Annotated in this window: 12 protein-coding genes; 7 read left to right on the top strand and 5 right to left on the bottom strand. The window is 57.9% G+C overall.

Annotated features, from left to right (window positions below; genetic code table 11):
• Window positions 1-39: 39 nt before the first annotated feature.
• From RBT76_08440 to RBT76_08415, 6 genes are read left to right on the top strand one after another with little or no spacing between them, the layout of a single operon-like run.
• Window positions 40-1239: a glycosyltransferase gene (locus RBT76_08440; GenBank protein ID MDX9857802.1), complete on the top strand. Its 1200-nt coding sequence runs from the start codon at window positions 40-42 to the stop codon at window positions 1237-1239.
• On the top strand, window positions 1236-2351 hold the full coding sequence (locus RBT76_08435; GenBank protein ID MDX9857801.1) for a glycosyltransferase family 4 protein: 1116 nt from the start codon (window positions 1236-1238) through the stop codon (window positions 2349-2351). The genes RBT76_08440 and RBT76_08435 overlap by 4 nt, the downstream gene beginning before the upstream one ends.
• Window positions 2352-2378: 27 nt before the next feature.
• Window positions 2379-3395 carry a polysaccharide deacetylase family protein gene (locus RBT76_08430; GenBank protein MDX9857800.1) on the top strand — a complete coding sequence of 339 codons (1017 nt, stop codon included), beginning with the start codon at window positions 2379-2381 and terminating at the stop codon, window positions 3393-3395.
• Window positions 3392-5149: a GNAT family N-acetyltransferase gene (locus RBT76_08425; protein ID MDX9857799.1), complete on the top strand. Its 1758-nt coding sequence runs from the start codon at window positions 3392-3394 to the stop codon at window positions 5147-5149. The genes RBT76_08430 and RBT76_08425 overlap by 4 nt, the downstream gene beginning before the upstream one ends.
• Before the next feature lie 10 nt (window positions 5150-5159).
• A complete protein-coding gene (locus RBT76_08420) occupies window positions 5160-6299 on the top strand; it encodes a glycosyltransferase (protein ID MDX9857798.1) in 1140 nt (379 codons plus the stop codon).
• Between the two features lie 16 nt (window positions 6300-6315).
• The gene (locus RBT76_08415; GenBank protein ID MDX9857797.1) at window positions 6316-7077 is read left to right on the top strand and encodes a GDSL-type esterase/lipase family protein; all 762 of its coding nucleotides are present in this window, start codon (window positions 6316-6318) and stop codon (window positions 7075-7077) included.
• Window positions 7078-7128: 51 nt separating this feature from the next.
• On the opposite strand, the gene RBT76_08410 is transcribed toward RBT76_08415, so the two are convergent.
• Together RBT76_08410 and RBT76_08405 are read right to left on the bottom strand one after the other, a co-directional pair.
• A complete protein-coding gene (locus RBT76_08410) occupies window positions 7129-10203 on the bottom strand; it encodes a fibronectin type III domain-containing protein (protein MDX9857796.1) in 3075 nt (1024 codons plus the stop codon).
• Between the two features lie 742 nt (window positions 10204-10945).
• A complete protein-coding gene (locus RBT76_08405) occupies window positions 10946-11071 on the bottom strand; it encodes a hypothetical protein (protein MDX9857795.1) in 126 nt (41 codons plus the stop codon).
• A gap of 31 nt (window positions 11072-11102) precedes the next feature.
• On the opposite strand from RBT76_08405, the gene RBT76_08400 reads away from it, so the two are divergent.
• Window positions 11103-12959, top strand: coding sequence for an asparagine synthase-related protein (locus tag RBT76_08400; GenBank protein ID MDX9857794.1), 1857 nt, complete (start codon window positions 11103-11105; stop codon window positions 12957-12959).
• Between the two features lie 74 nt (window positions 12960-13033).
• Here RBT76_08400 and RBT76_08395 read toward each other — a convergent pair whose 3' ends face one another.
• From RBT76_08395 to RBT76_08385, 3 genes are all read right to left on the bottom strand, one after another.
• Window positions 13034-14542, bottom strand: a complete 1509-nt coding sequence (locus tag RBT76_08395; GenBank protein MDX9857793.1) for an oligosaccharide flippase family protein — start codon at window positions 14540-14542, stop codon at window positions 13034-13036.
• A 197-nt stretch (window positions 14543-14739) separates the two neighbouring features.
• Window positions 14740-16590, bottom strand: a complete 1851-nt coding sequence (locus RBT76_08390; GenBank protein MDX9857792.1) for a FlgD immunoglobulin-like domain containing protein — start codon at window positions 16588-16590, stop codon at window positions 14740-14742.
• A gap of 194 nt (window positions 16591-16784) precedes the next feature.
• A complete protein-coding gene (locus RBT76_08385; GenBank protein ID MDX9857791.1) occupies window positions 16785-18860 on the bottom strand; it encodes a fibronectin type III domain-containing protein in 2076 nt (691 codons plus the stop codon).
• Window positions 18861-19239: the final 379 nt, after the last annotated feature.

Below are 19239 nucleotides of genomic sequence, written 5' to 3'. Positions count from 1 at the left end.
TAGTGGCGTTGTGGCGATATATTGGCGCCTGACGCAGCTATGAATATTCTGATTATCGACGAAGAGTTCCCGTACCCGCTGAATACCGGTAAGCGCATTCGATCCTTTAACCTTGCGCACGCCCTCAGCCGGGAGAACCGAGTATCCTATCTCGCCTACGGCGAGCAGGGGTCGAACGGTTGCGCCCATTTGGAGAGCGCCGGAATAACACCCATTGCGGTCGGCGAACTCGGCCGAAAAAAGTCCGGCCCCCGGTTCTATCTCAGGCTGCTGGCCAACCTCTTCTCCCCGTATCCGTATATAGTCGCCCACCATTACACTCGGCGTTTTGCCCGGGAGGTATCGCGACGGTCATCGACAGGTGATTTTGACATCGTCATCTGTGAGTGGTCTCCCTACGCTCGTTTTGTCAGGAACCTCACCGAAATACCTTCGGTAGTGGTCGCACACAACATAGAAGCCTCGATCTGGCGTCGTTACCTCGAGAACGAAACGAATCCGCTGAAACGGGCCTATATCGCGCTGCAGTTCCGCAAGGTGGAACGTTTTGAACGTTCCTGTTTCTTGTGGGCGGCCGGCGCCACCGCGGTGTCACGCCACGAGGCGGACACGATCGCCCGCTTCGGCGTACCGTACCCGGTAGCCGTCATCGATAACGGCGTCGACACCGAGTACTTCCGTCCGGGCGGTATCTCTCCCGACCCCGATACGCTGGTGTTCACCGGCTCCATGGATTGGCGGCCCAATCAGGATGCGGTCGCCTACTTCGCTGACGACGTGTTCCCGCGAATCCGGGCCGAACGTCCGGGGGCCAACGTGTACGTTGTCGGGCGGAATCCGCCGATCCAGATACGGGAACTCGGGCTCCGCGACGGCATTACCGTAACCGGGACGGTCGATGACGTCCGGCCGTATATCGAGCGGGCCGGCGTTTACATTGTCCCGCTGCGGATCGGCGGCGGGTCACGCTTGAAAATTCTTGAGGCCATGGCGATGAGCAAGGTGGTGGTGTCGACTTCGGTAGGGGCGGAGGGGCTGGAAGTGGTCGACGGTGAGCATTTATTGATACGCGACGGCTCCGAGGCGCTGGCCCGCCAGATACTGGAGTGCATGGCCAATCTGCCGGCCTACGAGTCTTTGGGCGGTCGCGGCAGGCGCCTGGTCGAACAGCGATATCGGTGGGAGGAACTGGGGCGCCGCTACAACGAATATCTGCAAACGATTCTCAAACGAGCATGAACATATTACACCTGCGGGCCTCCAACTTCTACGGGGGACCCGAACGACAACTCCATCTCCATGCGCGCGAGGCGCTCGGTACGCCGTACGTGCTGACCGTAAGTTCCTTCGTGGAGAAAGGGCGGTCACCGGAGTTCATCGAGGTAATCAAAGCCGACAGTATCAAAACGCATGTCTTCGATATAGAAAGCCCCTACGATCCCCAGGCCGTGAAAATAGTCCGTGCGTACCTCAGGGAAAATTCGGTCGACATCCTCTGTACGCACGATTACCGCACTCACGTCATCGGATTGGCGGCGACCCGGGGACTTCGAACGGCCTGGGTGGCGTTCTCCCGGGGCTGGACCTGGGAGAACCTCAAGGTCAGAGCCTACCATGCGATTGATAAGGTCATTGTCCGGTTTGCGGACCATATCGTGGCGGTCAGCGGCGCCCAGAAACACAAGCTCGTTCGTCTCATGGTACCGTCGTCGAAAGTCTCGGTGGCCTACAACTCGATACACCCGGATTTCTTCGATGATATGCCCCCGGTGGACCTTCGCGCCCGCTTCGGATTCCCCCCCGACAGCCTGGTGGCCGTTGCCGGTGGACGGTTCAGTCCCGAGAAAGGTCAGCTGGACCTCATTGAAGCGGCCCGTCGGGCGATCGCGCACGACGACCGCCTTCGGTTCGTGCTCTTTGGCGGCGGTCCCGATCTGGCAGCCGCCACTCACCGCATTGCGGAATTGAAGCTCGACCGGTATGTGCTGTGTCCCGGTCATGAAAAGAATCTGATCGGTTGTATAAAAGGCGCCGACATGCTGATCAATCCGTCGCTGTCCGAGGGCCTTCCCAATATCGTTCTGGAGGGTATGGCGCTCCGGGTGGCAGTAATTGCGACCGATGTCGGCGGAGTGCCGGAACTCATTGAAAACGGCATCAGCGGTATTCTGGTACCCCCGTCGGATCCCGCCGCAATGACGTCGGCGCTCCTGCGGCTCGCGGGCGATTCGGAGTTACGGCGACGACTCGCGGAGACGGCGATGGAAACCATTCGCAGCACCTTCTCTTTTGAACGGCAAATGGCCGACCTGCGGGTGGTTTACGACAGTCTGGCGGCCGATAATCAATAAGTGGATTACCCATACGTGCCAAATCCTTTGAAAAGAGCGCTTCTCTACTGCCTGTACCTGAGCCGACTATGGCTGCTCGTGCGCTGGGCAAATAGAAACAGGCTCGTGATTCTCATGTACCACGGGGTCAGCGATGGTGCCCCGGGTGTCTGGACACAGGTAGGGACCGCCGCATTTGAGGAGCAGATGGCATATCTCAGGGCGCGGTACGCCCCGGCGGATCTTGAAACCGCCGTAACTCGTCTTTATGACCGAACGCTGCCCGCGTATGCTGCCGCGGTGACCTTCGATGACGGTTTCCACAACAACCTGACGAATGCCCTTCCGGTGCTGAAACGCCACAGCGTGCCAGCGACAATCTATGTCACCACGTCATTCATCGACGGTCAAAATCGCTTCGACGGGCTGATCTGGACCGACTACGTGTATGCCCTGCTGCTGGCTACCGATAGAAGTACCATCGACCTCACCGACCACGAATTGGGCAGTTTTGAGCTTACAGACAGGAGGTCACGGGGCTCGGCCAAAAAGGCAATCTGCGGCGCTCTCAAGCGGCTTCCCGACGCCGAACGGCAGCAGGCCCTGACCGCATTGGCACACCGGTGCGGCAACGGAGTTCGCCCCGAGGATGCCGCCGTATTCGCGCCGATGAGTTGGGACGAGGTCAGGCAGATAGCCCGGGAGCCGCTCATTGCGATCGGCGCTCATACCGTAGAACATCCAATCTTGACGAGACTGCCGCGCGACCGTATGATAGAAGAAATCAGCACTTCTCAGGCCGTTATTCAGACCGAAACCGGTTGCCTGCCGGCCCTGTTTGCTTATCCAAACGGAACGAAAGACGACTTTAACGATGAGATCAAAGAAGTTGTTGCCGAACGATATTCGTGCGCCGTTTCCACCGTCGAGGGGCTCAATGATGCCGCGACCGACCGTTATGAGCTGCGGCGTATCGGCATTGGCGCCGACATGCCCCTGTGGGAATTCAAGCTCTGCCTCTCTGGAACGTATACACTGATCGCGCGCATCCTGGGACGAACATGACACCTCCGGCAACCTGCAACACAAGGGAACACCACGCACACGTGCTTACCGTAAACAAGATTGACACCGAAGCCGGATTTCACGGGCTGGAGCAGACCTGGAACCAATTGCTCGAGCGCACCGAGTTCGACACCGTTTTCCAGATGCACCAATGGTATCGAACCTGGTGGAGTGTCTTTGGGGCGGGGAGACGGCTGTATATACTCGATGTCCGCGACGGCGACACGACCGTAGGCATCGCGCCGTTCATGGTTTCGGGCGATACCGGCCCCGGAACGATTGAGTTCATCGGCGCGGGCAACACCGACTATGCCGATATCATCGCCGATAAGACCGCCAAGCGCAACGTTCTCGCGGCTGTTGTTGATTATCTCGCACGCCACCGCTCGGACTGGGTCGACATCGTCCTCAGCCAGGTTACCGAGCGATCGACGACGGTCGGGCTGATGCGCGGGCTTCTTCCCGATGCCGGGCTGCGGTTTCGAATCGACGAGATTGAGCAATGTTATGCGTATACGTACGAGGGACCGGAAGAGGGCCGTGAGTCATTCGACGCCGGGCTCGGTAACTACCGCAACCTCCGCAATTCCGTCAACTACTTCAATAAAAACGGAGGCATGTCCTACGAGTCGCTGACTGATTGCGACGCCATCGAGTTTCGCCTGCCGCAGTTGATCAAGTTCCACTGGTTGCGGTGGAAAGACACGCCGACCCCGAGCAAATTCCTCAATCAGGCGGACTGCGACTTCTACTATCAGATCACCCGTGTATTTGCACCGCTCAATATAGCCCGGCTCGAGACTCTGTTCATGGGCGACACCCCGGTTGCCTATGTCTACGCCTTTGATTACAAGAACTCGATCTATCTGTATACCTCGGCGCTCGACGTGTTCTACAACAAAAAGTCGCCCGGCATCGTGTTGTACTATCAGATCACGGACAACTACATCCGCCGGGGCCGTGAAGCGGTTGATTACCTTCGCGGCGGCGAGCAATACAAAGGCCGGCTGACCAACCGGGCCTACAGCAACTTCCGCATTTCGGTCTACAGCAGCGGGCTCAAGCACCGCATGATCGGCGCCTATTATCGATTCAAGCAAACGCCGCTCGGCCGCTCGCTGGTCGGAAACGCGACCCTGAAGAACATTCAATTGCAGCTGGCGTCTATGAAACGGCAGTACGGTTTGTCCGGGCTGCTCAAGGCGCTCCCGGGGAGAATCTGGAAGCGAATCTTCGAATACCGCGTCATCCTGGTCTGGACGCTGGGAGAACCGCAGCCGGCCCGCCAGGCGAAAATACCTCTCACGGTTCGCAAGATGACGGCTGATGAACTCGACCGGGTGGCGGCCTTCTATGGGGCCGAACCCAAAACCCGCAAATACCAGGTTTTGCAGGATCGTTTCGAGCAGCGCGCCGACTGCTATGTCGGCATTCATAACGACATTATCGTGGGCATCCTCTGGGGCGAGTACAAAAGTTCGTACCTGTACGAGATTGATAAGACGTACCGGCTCAAAGACGATGAAATCGCCCTTGTCGATGGTATAACGCTGCCGCAGTTCCGGGGGTACAGCGTTCAGCCGGCGATGCTGGGCGTAGCAATGCGTGACTGGTGGAACGCTGGATACAAGACGCTGTCGTTCACCATGTCCACCAACGAGTCGGTTTTCCCTGTGCTTCGCAAGAGCGGAGGGGTGGTGACCGGCAAGGTGCGGTCGTTGCGCCTGTTCGGAAAAGAAGTGTTCAAGGCGTGACAGAGAGGCAGTGACCGTGATAAAGATCGCCTACGTTATCGACTGGATCTACAGCCCCGAAGGCGGCACCGAGCGTCAGCTGCTGATGTTATTGAACGGCCTCGATCGCGCCCGCTTCACCCCGCATCTGGTCTATCTGCGCGATACCGAGTTTCTGACGAACACCCGCTTTGGTTTTCCGGTCACGAAGATTCCGGTCGGCAAACTGGTTTCGCCGGGTTTTGTCGGCGGGCTCAGGGCCTTCCGAAAACTGCACCAGCGAGAACGATTCGATATCGTCCAGACGCTGTTTATCGATGCCAACGTATTTGGCACTATCGCCGCTCATTATGCCGGGTGCCGGGTGATTCTTTCGAGTCGACGCAATATCGGCTACTGGCACGATTCCGCGCAGGTCGCGATGCTTCGCTTTTTGCGCCGCTGGACGACGCACTATCTGGCCAATTCGATGGCTGCCGTGGAGAAAACCGTTGAGACCGAGGGCGTTCCCGCCGAACGGATAACGGTGATCCGCAACGGACTCGATCTGGATCAATTCTCGCGTACGTCGCCTGAATTGCGCGCGACACAGCGGGAGCAGTGGGGCGTCGGGCCGAATGACATAGTCGTCGGGGCGGTCGCGAATCTTCGCAAAGTCAAAAACATCGAATCGCTCATGCGCGCCGCGGTAACCCTCGTCAAAGAACACGATAACCTCGTGTTTGTCTGGTGCGGCAAGGGCTTCGGCGGAGAGCATGAGCATTACTTGCAGTTGGTCGATGAGATGGGTCTCCAGGGCCGGTTTCATTTTCCGGGCGGCACCGAAGACGTCGTCCGCGCCCTTTCAGGCTTCGATATCGGCGTGTTGTGCTCGACGTCCGAGAGTTTCTCCAATTCACTGGTTGAATATATGGCCGCCGGATTGCCCATTGTCGCCTCCGATGTGGGTGGTAATCGCGAGGCAATTGACCACGAACGGACGGGTCTGCTCTATCCCATCGACCGGGACGATCTGCTGACCGAGTCGCTCCGGCGCCTTATCACAGATAGGGAACTGGCGCAAAAACTCGGCCGACAGGCGCAGGATACGGCCCGTACCGCGTACTCGCGTGAAGCGATGCTCAAGCAACACGAAGACTTCTACTACAGGATTCTCGGACGGGAGAAGTGAGAAGGGTATAATCAGTATGCCCACGAAAAACTACAAGCGCTTCAGGGTCTCTCTGGCGATCAACGTGGTGCTGGTCGCGGTTTGCATCTACGCGTCGATCAAGGCGCTCGAATACCGTGCCCACATAAACGAATTTCTGTACAAATACACCCATGTCGTCGAGGAGTTCTCCAGCCGATCGACCTATCTCCGGGACAACACACGCCTTACGTCAAAAACGATCGTGCCGGGAAGGATTGTCTTTTTCGGCATGACGGTCACGCAAACATGGCCGGTAGAAAAGTTCTTTCCCGACTACGAAGCGATCAACCGTGGCGTGGCGATGCAACGGCTGGCCGGAATGCCGCTTCGGTTTCGATCCGATGTTATTCGCCTGATGCCCGAATGGGTGGTGATCGAAACCAGTTCCTACAACTTGCGCGAGCCGAACTCGCTCGAGGAACTGACCGAGTACATCGCCGACATGGCGGAGCTGGCTGACTATCACGGCATCAAACCGATTTTGACCACGCTGATCCCTCCCACCGGGGGCTACGAGCCCTACGAGAGCGACTACGCCGTTTTCGACAGCCTTGCGGTGTTCAACACCTGGCTGCGGGCCTACGCGAAACAGCATCAGTTTACACTGGTGGACGTGCACGCGCTGATGGCGGGAGAGAATAACGCCATTCGGGTGGATTTGGCGGACGGCGGGATAATCCCGAACCAGGAAGGCTATCGAATCATTTCCGATGCGATCCGGTCCGCGATTACCGAGGATTCGTCGAAATCACACTAGGCCGCACTTTATGACGGCGGCCTCTCATATACTACCGAATACGCCGTTACTTTACCGAATAATGAGCAGCTTCCCGGATGCCGTTCCACTCGGATAACTGACGTAATAGAAGTAAGCGCCGGTGGAAACTTCCGAGCCGCTGTCGTTACGACCATCCCACGTCCAGTCGCCCGCCGGCAGGTTGTCCTTCACCAACACCAGCGTCCCGGAAACCGTCATTATCGTCAGTTTCGAATCCTCCAGCAGATTCGTAAACGTCACGTCGGTGTGTCCGTCACTCGGGCGGAACGGATTAGGATATGGGTGGATATCCGGAGCCGCGGCAACCGCGGATGCAGCGTCGTACGTAAATGTTGCTGCCCCGGTCCACACGGCGTTGTCCGGGCTTATGCGCCAGTAGTAGGTGACGTCATCCATCAACGAGTCCGGGACTTCCCAGACCGTCTGCTGTCCGGCCGTGGTTGCGACAGCCCCTGATTCAACCGCATCGTCGAATGCCGCGTTGTCGGCAAGCTGGAAGTAGACAGTGGTCACGCCGGCGACGTCGCGAACGTGTAACGAAGGCAACGCCGTGCTGACGACGGCGCCGTCGAGCGGATAGGCCATATCCGACTCGGTCAGGGTCGCCACCACTCCGGTAGAGATGTCGAAACTGACCGACTGGGACCAGGCGCTGGTATCGCTATTGTCGGTGGCGATGGCGCGGCAGCGCCAGAAGTACAAAATGTCCTCTTCCAGATTGTCGAACGTCGCGGTGGCCTGACTGCCGGACGCGAGCCCGGTGGCAAAAGTCGCGGTCGTGAATGCCGAGGCCGTGTCCAGCGCGAATTCGTAGCGAAGCGAGTAGTACGACGCTACCAGCCCGGCGGCTACCACCACCGAACCGGCATCGTCATCGACCGACGTATTCTGCGGGGCCGGCGATGCGATTCCGGCAGCAAAACTCTGCGGTCCGTTGGAGACCGGTGAGGCGTTTTCGGATTCATCATAGGACCGCACCGCTACGTAGTAGCGCACGCCGGGATTGAGGTTCGAAACCACGAAGCTCTCGCTCGTTCCTGCGGTCGCCGGCGTCGGAGGAGCCGGAGCCAGGCTTGCCTGGCTCCAGTTCATCGTGGTAATCGGATTGAGACTGTAACGGACTTCATACCGGTCGGCCTGGCCGGCATTGTCGTCGTCGCCCGGCGCGGTCCAGCTCAGCGTTATGTCGCCGTGCTCGTCGCCCGGCAGCGCGCCCAAATCATCGATCGCCGCCGGCGGTATGACGTCCTCGGTTCCCTCTTCACCGGTCGTGTTCTGCAAAGTCATCGCGGGCACCTGCGAGGTCGCGTTGACCGTATGCGTGATCATCGTGCTGTCGGTACCCTTTTTGACCTTGATCGAGAAGCTGTTGAAATTGGTCGAGTCGCCGCCCGTCCGCGACCGGTAGAGGTACGAGACCGCCCCATTGCGTCGACCGTTGCCGTCGGTCAGCCCGCTCAGCACCGTCTGACCATAGTTGTTGAGCACGGTTACCGCGGCGCCGGACACCGGCAGTCCGTTGTTGCCCAGCACGCGGACCTGAAGCGTGCGCTCCACGGTCAATTCGAGGTCACCGTCGACCGCAAACCGTATGTCGGTATCGGACGTGCCGTTCTGGTACACCATGTCACGGACCCGGTTGTTGGAACAGTCCCAGTTATTGCCGAGATGGCCCAGATCATAGGTGATGTGGCCGTTGTCGGGCGCTATGAACCGCAGCGTGTCCTGCTCGAACAGGTGGTTCGGCGCACCGGCGTTGCCCTCGCCCCACTTGATAATCGCGCCGCTCGACTCCAGCACGTTGTTGCGGAACGTGAGTCCGTCGCCGCCGATAATCGCCGCGTCGAGACACACTGCCGCGGTCGTGCCGGTACCGTTGCCGATAGCCCTGAAGGTGTTGCCTTCAACCACGTTGTTGAAGCTCGACCCCTGGTATGGGCTCCAGCGGAACGCCATCGCGATCTGGTCGGTGTGAATCGTGGCCGGGTTGTTGTCCGATCGCGCCGTGATCGTGTTGCCCTTGATATGCAGATTCGCGATATCGGACTGGCGGACACGAAGACCGTGCGCCGGCATCGGCCGGTAGTAGTCGCCGGGACCCTGGTGAACGTCGATGTCGTTGTTGTAGATCTTGACCGTATCCATTACGTCAAGACGCATCGACCCGATATACAGGCCGCGACCGCCTTCGTGGTTGGTGCCGCTGCGGATCGTATTGCCGCTGATCTCGCTGCCGCCCGTCAGAAAGGTCGTGACGATACCGTAGGCGTTCGACGTTCCGTAGTAGATGTTTCCGCTCGGGTACGTGTAGTAGTCGTTGCGGGCGTCGACCGTAATCGAGTTGTTCAGCACCTTGATCTTCAGGTAGTCGCCGTCCTCGCTGCGACCATACAGCACCATCGCCGCATGCGGGCACGTCTCGATGACGTTATTCTCGAAGATCAGGTGGAAGAAGTCGTCAATCGAGCCGTTGTAGTCGGTGTTGATCGTCGTACTCCGGCAGTTGTCGAAATGGATACACGCGCCGGTGTAGTAGTCCCGCCGGTAGTAGGCGGTCACGAGGCTGGCGAATCGGCAATTGCGGACCGTCACGTTGTAGATGTTCGTCCCGCCGCCGACCATTGCCTTGCCATCGATCCCCCGAATGACCACGTGCGTGCCATCCATGATGATCTCGTGTCCGTTCAACTGGACGCCCCGGCAGTCAAGAACGGCGGTATCCGACGGCTGGTGCAGAATATGGCCGCCGAGAATCCGAATGTTGCGGGGACGGTTGGACACCGGTCCGTTGACGGTCAGGCCCGTCGCGGGCGTACCGGCCGTCCCGAACACCACCGTGTCGGTGCCGAGATTCAGGACGACGTTATTAAGCGCCGTTGACGTGGACGACATCAGCGAAATACCGTTGCCCGTCGACGTCAGCTTCGTGCCCTGAATGTAAAGCGTGTCCACCACGCCCGGTGTCTGGTCGCTCGCGGAATAGGTGAACGGCAGCGACGTAATCGCTATCTGCCGGGCTTCGACGTTTGCGCCGAGCACACACGCCACCGCCAGCAGCGCAATTAGGGCAGTCCTACCTGGTCCGAGTATGAAGATCCATCGCATGTACAATGCCTCCTTGGGAAAGCGGACACCTCCGTTACGAGCCGCTCTCGGTAGTGGTATTCCGGTCAAGTCACGACACCCGTGAGGTCGGCCGTCCTATTGCGGCCGGGGTTCAAGACCATAACCTGTTATAGTCTCTAGTCGGCAGTTTTGCTCACTAATGCATCGTGTTTTGGTCGGGTATTTCTTGGATTGCATCCTCCAGTTGCCGTCAGTCGATGTATCCGTTTTCTCTCTATCTATCAGCAGGTGAGATGTGACCAGGCGATTCCCACCGTCCGGACCTGATGTCGCTCCCCGGGGAAGTAGTCGGAAGTCTGGGTACGGCCGGTAGGTACGTCAAACCCCATCCTTGCGGCAATATGAATAACCGTCACAATAAAAACCAGTTTGAAGTGGGTCAAAATTTCCGCATCATCAGCGTTGGCATTTCAATCCAGGTCTTCATTGAAAGCAAACATCGTACCACTGATTTGTCACAAATCATATTGCAGTACAACAAGTTAGGTGGCGTCACCCGGCTCTGAATGCGGAGTTTTGTGCGAATTCTATACCGACAACCCGAAAATGCATCTAATCTATTGTTATTCAACACGGTACACCCGGTCCATCCGGTATGCTGCCCTGTTTGTCCCTTGCGCAGCAAAAAGACCCCAAAAACCCGCCGGGACCTGAACCGGGACCGACTCGAATTGTCAAACATGGCCTGACTCGGTCGTTGTTTCCCCAACAGAACGGCAATTCACGGTTTTCGTGCAGCGCCGGTGTTGTCGGCTGCGAGGCCGCTCAAGACCTCCTGCCACCCCGGAAGCGCGATTCCACGCTCGCTGTAACCGCCGTCCTTTTTGATTGCACATTCGAGCGACATAACACACATTGGCCCAATTCAGGGAGACTCTATGCCTGGCATTTTCGGTTTTATCTGCAAGCGACACTATGACGCCGCTGCGAACCAGCGGTTGATCGACGCCATGATGGCGCGGTTGTCCCATAACGAAGATTACGAAGGCTCGGCCTGGGCTTCGGACTGGTGTGCAATCGGCACGATCGGTCTGCCCCGGGCCGGCGAGCGACGGTTGGTGGTTGATATATCCAACGGCGGCGCGGCGGCATTCTCGGGGTACATCTACGGGTGGAAGGATTCGACCGCCGAAAAAGCCGCCGAGACCTCCGACAAGGCGGGCCGACTCCTTGCGATATACCGGGCGGTCGGAGAAAAGTGCATCGAAAAAATCGACGGGTCCTTCAACGCGGTCGTCGTCGACATCGCAGGGAAACGAATCACCATCGGCAACGACCGCATGGGTCATCGCCAGATGTATTACTACGAAGATGACTCTTACTTCCTGTTTTCCGGTGAGCTCAAGGCGTTTTTGGCGTACGAGCAGTTCGATCGTGCCATCGACCAGCGTGCGATTGCCGACTATTTCAATTTCAGCTACTGTCTCGGAGACCGGACCTTCTTTGAGCGTGTCAAGCGCCTTCCCGGCAGCCACATCCTTACGCTCACGCCGACCGAAACCAGGTTCACGCGGTATTGGGATTTTCGATTCGGCGACGAATCGACCGCCTCCATCCCGGAATTGGTCGAAGAGGCCGATACGATATACCGGGGGGTGATTCGCAAGCAACTCGACGGCGCCACGGACGTCATCCTGCCGCTGTCGGGCGGCCTTGACTCCCGTTTCATTGCCTCGCATATCCTGAACCTCGGACTCCAGCCGCGCTGTTTTACGCACGGCGTGCCCGGGTGTATGGACTTGAAGATTGCGCGACAAATCGCACGCGTCCTGAAACTCGAACACACGTTCATCGATATCGATCCGCTCTGGTTCGTCGATAACCATGACCGGTTCGTGTACCTGACCGACGGGATGGTCAACGCGAATCCGTGCATGTTGCTGGGTATCGGGTCACGGTACGGCATGCCGGCGCGGACCACACACTTCGCCAACGGCATCTTCGGTGGCCCCACGAATTTTGGCGGCTCGTACTTCCGCGCCTACGATATTGTCGATCATATCAGTTACGAAGACCAGCTCAGAAACCTTCGCCGGTCGTTGTTCGGCGATCTGGCCACCGAACAATCCTACGAGAAATTCGCGCCGGCTTTCCGGCTGTTCGCACAGAAGCAGTACGGCGTCAGTCTCGAGGAAGAATTCTCGAAATTTACGGGAGTCTCCGACCGGTTCCATCACCAGAAAGACATTTTCTTCATTCGCAACCGCCTCACCCGCTTCATGAACCAGGTCGACTGCAACCGGTATCTCTGGCACGATCATTTCGCGCTCTACGATGATGCCCTCGTCGATTTCTACATCCGGCTCCCCGCCCGGATCAAGTGCTCGCGCAAGTTCTTCTCGGAGTACTTTAAGGCGAAGCTGCCCCATCTGGCCCGGATTACGTACCAGGGAACGGGCGTCAATCTGTACCAGACACCGTCGCCCCTGCGGACAAAACTCCGTCGCTGGAATACCGACCTCCGGTATTACGCGGGTCGCTTGTCTCAGGGGTTGATCAATTTCTACGACCTCAACACGTACTACCAATACGACCAGTGGTTCCGGATGCACCGGCCGATCCGCGATATGGTCACGTCGCTGCTGCTGGACAAACGAACGCTGGACCGCGGCTATGTGGACAGGAAGGGGCTCGAGGAACTGCTGTCATGGCAGTGGCGCGGCGGCAACAACTTCGGCGCGCTGTCGGCCATGTCGTCACTGGAGAGCTTTTTCAGACAGTTTGTGGACCGGTAGTCAGGCAACTGCGCTTTTGTATCGACGGTGAAACCAGGGGATACGGGGCCCGATCGATCCCGGCCCGACCATGCTCACCCGAGCGGTTCCCGCTTCTGCTGCGCCACCATCTCGACTTCGAGCTTGCGCTTTTTCAGCATGCGGCGAAGCGTCTTTTTTTCTTCGGCGCTGAAAAACGACGTAAACCAGAGAATAGCCGCATAGCACAGGCCTATAGCCGCCTTGATTGCCCCATCGAGATAGATTGACCCGGTGTCGATCAACAGCGTGATCAGGTACAGGCTGATAGCGGTGCCGAACAGCGTAATCACGCGCCGCCACTCCACCTGAATCGGAAAGAACCGGTTTGAGTAGTAGTGGGTCATCCAGACTTTGAACACGAAACACAGGACCGTTGCCCACGCCGCTCCCCATATGCCGAAGGGCGGTATGAGAGCGAAATTCAACGCAAGGTTGAGCGCGCCGTTTGAAACGTTCACGTAGGCCAGGTATTTCGTCTTCTTCTCCATCATGATGCCGATGTTGAAGTGGTAATGGAAGGAGAAGATGGTGTACGCGAGAACGATCACCGGCACGACCTTGTACGCCGGCCAGAACGGCTCAGTCGCCATGATCTTGATGATCTCTTTCGCCAGCACCGAGATCATCAGCCCCATGAACAATGCAGTGGTGACGAAGTAGGTGAAGATCCGGGCGTAAATCCGTTCGGAATCGGCGCGGCTGAATGTCTCGAACCGTCGCGGTGTCCACACCAGATTGAACGGCGCGGTGACGAACTGGTTCACGAGACCGCCTATCTTGTACCCGAGAGAATACAAACCGGCAGACCCTATGTTCACGTACTCCTTGATGAAGTACCGATCCGATGCGTGGACGATATAGGCGGAGATGTTCGATGGAATGAGCGGCAGGCCGAACTTCACCATCTCCCAGACCAGTTTGAAATCAACCGCGAGTCCCGTCCTGCCCAGTATCTGGACGCTCATGATGACGCCCACGATCACCTGCGCAAGCAGTGTCGCAACGAGTATCCCATACACGCCCCACTCGACAACGACCACGAAGTAGATATTGAGACCAAGCGTCAGCACCGTACTCAAAAGCCGGTAGAACAAAAACAGCTTGGACTCCATGCGCGTGCGGAAATACGCGTTGCCGATCGGGATGACCATACCGATCGCCAGCGTCAGCAGCGACACCGTGAAATACGACGCGTAATCCGTTGAGTCGAGAATCAGCCTGGCGAAAACGCCGGAAAACGGCACCAGCGCGAGGACCAGCAGAACAGCCAGCCCCCCGTAGCCCAAAAATCCCGAACTGATGACCTTGTTCCTGTTCGCCTGATCTTCGTAATCGAAATAGAAGCGGCTGACCGCGTTTTCGATACGCATACCGATAACCATGGCGATCAGGTTCGACGTCATGTAGATCAATTCGAGAACGCCGTAATCGGAGGGGGTCAGATACCGAGTGTAAATCGGTATCATGAGGAAGCTGACGAGCCGGTCCATGACGTTGGCCAGGCCGTAGATAGAGCCGTGGCGGGCGAGCAGCTTGACTTCGCCGCTGACTGAAGTGTTCATTGCTGTACGTGACTCCGCTCGTGCTGTTTATCGGCCGCGAATCAACTATTCAATACCCGCGAACCTCTTTCACCGGAAGCCGCCCACCGAACAGTCTTGTCTCTCCGCCCGGATGCAGAAAACTTGGCTCTGGTAGTGAAAATCCGCGTGGATCGCGACCGCCGCATGGCTGCTCGGCCAATCGTACGTCAAAACGCTTACTTGAGCAAGACCATTTTCGCGCGGTTTTCCGTCTGATCCGAGGAAAGTGAGGAGAAATAGACGCCCGTCGCAACCGATCTGCCGCTGTCATCCGTGCCGTCCCAGACGACCGAGTGCCGACCAGCCGCGCGCGTGTCGTCGACCAGTGTCCGCACCCGCTGCCCCATGATATTAAACACCGCAAGAGTAACATGACTGGTTCGCGGCAGGTAGTATTCGATTACCGTCGACGGGTTGAAGGGATTGGGATAGTTCTGGAACAGCGTGAAGTCGACCGGGAGGACTTCGCCGGTCCCCGTGCCCAGATCGACCTTTGCCTCGGCCGAATCGATCACGGACAGGCCCGGGCTGTTGCCTGCTTCGTCGTACGCTCGAATGCCGACGTAATACGTCGTCCCGGGTATCAGACCCGAGATTGTCAACTCTTCTTCCGAGCCGGCCGGGGCGGGGGCAGGCGACGGTAGTACGCGCGTGGCCTGAGTCCAGTTTTGTTCGGACAACTCGCCGGCTCTATAACGGATGTCGTAGTAATCGGCTTGCCCCAAAGCGCCGTCATCGCCGGGAGCCGTCCAGTCCAGATCGATCTGTCCTTCGACGGATCCGGTCGACGCATCGAGATCGTCAATCCAGCCCGGCGCTGTAGTATCGACCGCTCCGGACCCGCCGAGCAGGATTTTCGAAAAATACACGGAGTACGGGTCATTGCCGGTCGTCCAGAAGACGGGAATGTAGTTGCCGCCGTCCGGTACCTGAAACGTCGTATTCGGACACACGTTGTACTGGCCGTTCAGCCCGGCCGAGACCAGCTGCGGCGACGACCAGCTCTGGGACGCCTGCGACCACTTCATGTAGTAGATCATTGATGACGATGCATCGGCATTAGACTTCTTCGAGTAGAACAGATACAGGTCGTTGCCCCGGACCGTGGAATGGGGACCCCACTCCATGCCGTCGGTGTACGCGGAATTCTCGAGCGTCTGATAGTTCCACGTACCGTTACCGTTGTTGTAGTGCTTCCACAGATGGTGCATGGTGTTGTTGTTGCCGAACACCAGATGCATGGTCGTATCGTTGATGACGTTGTGCGTGAAGGCCCGTTCGTAACCCATGTTGGCGGCGTAGATGGAATGGTCGGGCCTCGCCTCAAATGAACTGCCGTTCCAGAGGTAATATTCGTACCCCTTGCTGCTTTCCAGATGCAAAATGACCAGGCACGCGCGGCCGTCGAGAAAAGGCATCGACCCGATTCGCACGTTCGACGTGCCGGTCGCGTAGGCGATGCCGGTCGTCCAACTCGCCCCGTCATTATCTGAATACTGGTACCGGACATTCTCGGATGCGTTCTCACCGTCGCGCGTAAATACCCAGATACGACCGTTCCCGTCCACCATCACGTTCGATCTGTGCGCCCCTGTCGTACCGCTGAGTTCCACCAGCGGCCCGCGGTCGGACTCGCTTTGCGCCGGCGCATCGAACTTCCGGAAATCGACTCCCGGAAACGTGTAATAGAGCTCCCCGGCATATCCGAACAGGGACAGGTGAAAGTCCATGTAGCCGTTCGCGCCGATCTGGATAGTCGACGTGCTCCAATTGGCCCCCGCATCGGTGCTGTAGGTCATCGATGACGCGCTGGAGCCGGAACTTGCATATCCGAGCCAGATGTTGTTGGGATTGCTCGGAGAGACATACGCCTTCCAGCGCGGAATCCCCAGGGTCGAGTTGCGCGAGCCCGAGGCCGCGATTTCAATCGGAGGCGTAATGGTCTGGGCCGGAATCTGCCCGGCCGACCCGAGCAGAGCAGTCGCAAGTATCGTCAGCACCCGAATTCGGGCTTTGGAACGTGCCATATATCGTATCCCTTCGTCGGTCCAGTCACAGTCATAGAGGATCACAATTGTCTTAGCAAGCTAATTGTCCTGCTTACTCTTGATATCGGCACGGGATTGACTGTTTCTGAATGTTTTCTGGAAACAGTCTACAGGGCACCGCTGCCCATAACCTCTTGATATACAATTCATTAAACACGAGGGCCATGACCGGCCTATTCGCAGGCGGACGGCAGTGGTCCGCTTACGAAAAGGTAATTGGCGAGATAAATAAGGTCACTCAAATCCACATGACCATTATCATCTCCATCGATGTTCGCTTCGGCCCGGCAGGGAGGAACCGGTCCGCCGAGAAAGAGGTGGTTGGCAAGAAAGACCATGTCGGAAAGGTCGACATATTGTGAGGCATCGTAGTCCACGTTACCGGCCGTCCCCTCGCAGCAACTCCCCACCGACACCTGCACCGGGGCCGTCCAGGCGCTGGAATCCGCCACGCCGACAGCGCGGGCCCGGACTCGCCAGAAATAGCTCCTGCCGTTTTCAAGCTGACTGAACACCACGGACGCCGTCGAACCGCTCTTCTGGCCGATCTTGAGAGCCGGCTGACTGAAGGCACTGGTGGTATCCAACGCAAACTGGTATTCGACCGTGTAGTATGAACTCACCTGGTTTGCGGTGGCGGTCAATCGCATCAGGGTCGTGTCCACTGCGCTCCCTACAACTCCGGGAACGCGGATTCCGGCGGCAAAACCCGATGGAGAGTTGGAGACCCCCGACTGGTTTCCCGCATCATCAAAAGCGCGAATGGCGGCGTAATAGGTGCCACCGGCCGTCAGGCCGCTAATCGTCAGGCTCTGCGTTTGCCCTGCAGCAAGCGGCGCCGGAGGATTTGGATAGGTCACTGCGGAGTTCCAATTAGCCGCCGTTATCGGCTGCGCGCCGTATTTGATAACGTACTGCGATGCCTTCCCGGTCATGCCGTCGTCTCCCGGAGCAGTCCATTGCAGTCGATACATGCCATGGGTGCTTCCCGGCGCGGCTGTCAGGTTTGAAACGGTTGTGGGCGGGGTTACATCGTGTGCGGCGCTGTCGAGCACAATCTTTGCGAAGTAGATGTCGTGGTCCGAGACTCCGGAATGCCAGAAAACCGGGATATACGGCGAACTCGAGGGCACCCGGAAGGACGTGTTGGGGTCAAAATTGTACGCGTTCGACAACCCCCCGGAAATCTGCACCGGAGCCGTCCAGCTGTGCGTATTCTGAGACCACTTTTTGTAGAAAATCTGCGACGAGGCGTCGGACGACGACGTCTTCTTCGAATAAAACAAATAGAGATCGTTTCCGCGAACCGTACTCGCCGGAGACCAGTCCATATCGGAGGTGTACGGGGAGGTCTCGATCACCTCACGATTCCATTCGCCCGATCCGTTGTTGTAGTTCTTCCACACGTGGTGCAGGTCGTTGCCGTTGCTGAAGAACACATGCATGACTGTATCCGCGACCACGTTGTGACTGAACGATCGGCTGTACCCGACATCCTGCGCGTGAATCGAGTGGTCCGGGCGAGCCTCGAACTGACTGCCGTTCCACAAAAAGTACTCGTAGCCCCGAGGATTATCGAGATGCAACACCACCAGCGCAGGACGACCACCCACATACGGCATCGAACCGATCCGTACATTGGGAGACCCGGTCGCGGCGGCCACACCGCGGGTCCACGAAGACCCATTGTTGTCGGAATATTGGAAGCGGACATTCTCCGACGAGTTGTCACCGTCCCGCGTGAATATCCAGATTCTCCCGTTTCCGTCCACCATGATGTTGGAGCGAAATGACGGCGCCGTCCCCACCAGCTCCACCAGCGGACCGCGATCCTCTTCGCCCTGGGCGGGGCTGCTGAACTTCCGGAAATCTACTCCCGGAAAAGTGAAATACAACTCCCCGTTGTAGCCGAACAACGAGAGGTGAAAGTCCATGTACCCGTTGTTGCTTATCTGTATCGGCTCGGTGCTCCAGCTCTGACCGGCGTCGAGCGTATAGGAGAGTTCGCTGCCGCTCGATGACTGGCTGGCATAACTGATCCAGAAAACGTTGGGGTTGGATTCATGCATGTATCCCTTCCACCGGGGAATGCCGAGCGTGGGGCGGTTCGCCCCCGACGATGCGACATAAACTGGCAGGGTGACCTCTTCGGCCCCGGCATGACCGCCGGTACCGAGTACACAGGCGATGCCGACAATTGTGAGAACCCGCAGGTGAAGTGCGATCCGACGTATGATACGATGCGTCACAGTACCTTCCCGTGTATGCCCGAAACCGTACGACCATCTGGCTCCCCCCGCCGGGCCGAGATTCGGAAACTTCAGTTTCCCGAATGCAACACGACCAGTCGTGGCACGGTTCCGGAACGATTACGCTTGACGGTCGTTAAACGTGTTTCCTATGGCGCATCCGGTCTTGTAGGTTCACGTGAGGTACGGGTGAAGGCTACTTCCTCCCAGTTTAATTCAAAAAGCCCGAAAAATCAAGCTTTTTCAGGCTTATCGCCGATAGTTGTTTCCGGAGCCTTTACGCCATTGACATCGGCCTCGATTCTGCCGATTCTTGGAGTGCGACGATCCAGATTTGTCGAATCCCGGTACCACCGGCAAACACCAAACTGATAAGGAA

It is taken from the genome of Candidatus Zixiibacteriota bacterium (assembly GCA_034003725.1).
Taxonomy (GTDB): domain Bacteria; phylum Zixibacteria; class MSB-5A5; order GN15; family FEB-12; genus WJMS01.
Note: the sequence above shows the minus strand (reverse complement) of the source record. Positions and strands in the feature narration are given on the sequence as shown.

Bases quoted from the DNA above. Each gene is read 5' to 3' on its own strand.
- RBT76_08440 (MDX9857802.1), top strand. From the start codon at position 40: ATGAATATTCTGATTATCGACGAAGAGTTCCCGTACCCGCTGAATACC.
- RBT76_08435 (MDX9857801.1), top strand. From the start codon at position 1,236: ATGAACATATTACACCTGCGGGCCTCCAACTTCTACGGGGGACCCGAA.
- RBT76_08425 (MDX9857799.1), top strand. From the start codon at position 3,392: ATGACACCTCCGGCAACCTGCAACACAAGGGAACACCACGCACACGTG.
- RBT76_08415 (MDX9857797.1), top strand. From the start codon at position 6,316: ATGCCCACGAAAAACTACAAGCGCTTCAGGGTCTCTCTGGCGATCAAC.
- RBT76_08410 (MDX9857796.1), bottom strand. From the start codon at position 10,203: ATGCGATGGATCTTCATACTCGGACCAGGTAGGACTGCCCTAATTGCG.
- RBT76_08405 (MDX9857795.1), bottom strand. From the start codon at position 11,071: ATGTCGCTCGAATGTGCAATCAAAAAGGACGGCGGTTACAGCGAGCGT.
- RBT76_08400 (MDX9857794.1), top strand. From the start codon at position 11,103: ATGCCTGGCATTTTCGGTTTTATCTGCAAGCGACACTATGACGCCGCT.
- RBT76_08395 (MDX9857793.1), bottom strand. From the start codon at position 14,542: ATGAACACTTCAGTCAGCGGCGAAGTCAAGCTGCTCGCCCGCCACGGC.
- RBT76_08390 (MDX9857792.1), bottom strand. From the start codon at position 16,590: ATGGCACGTTCCAAAGCCCGAATTCGGGTGCTGACGATACTTGCGACT.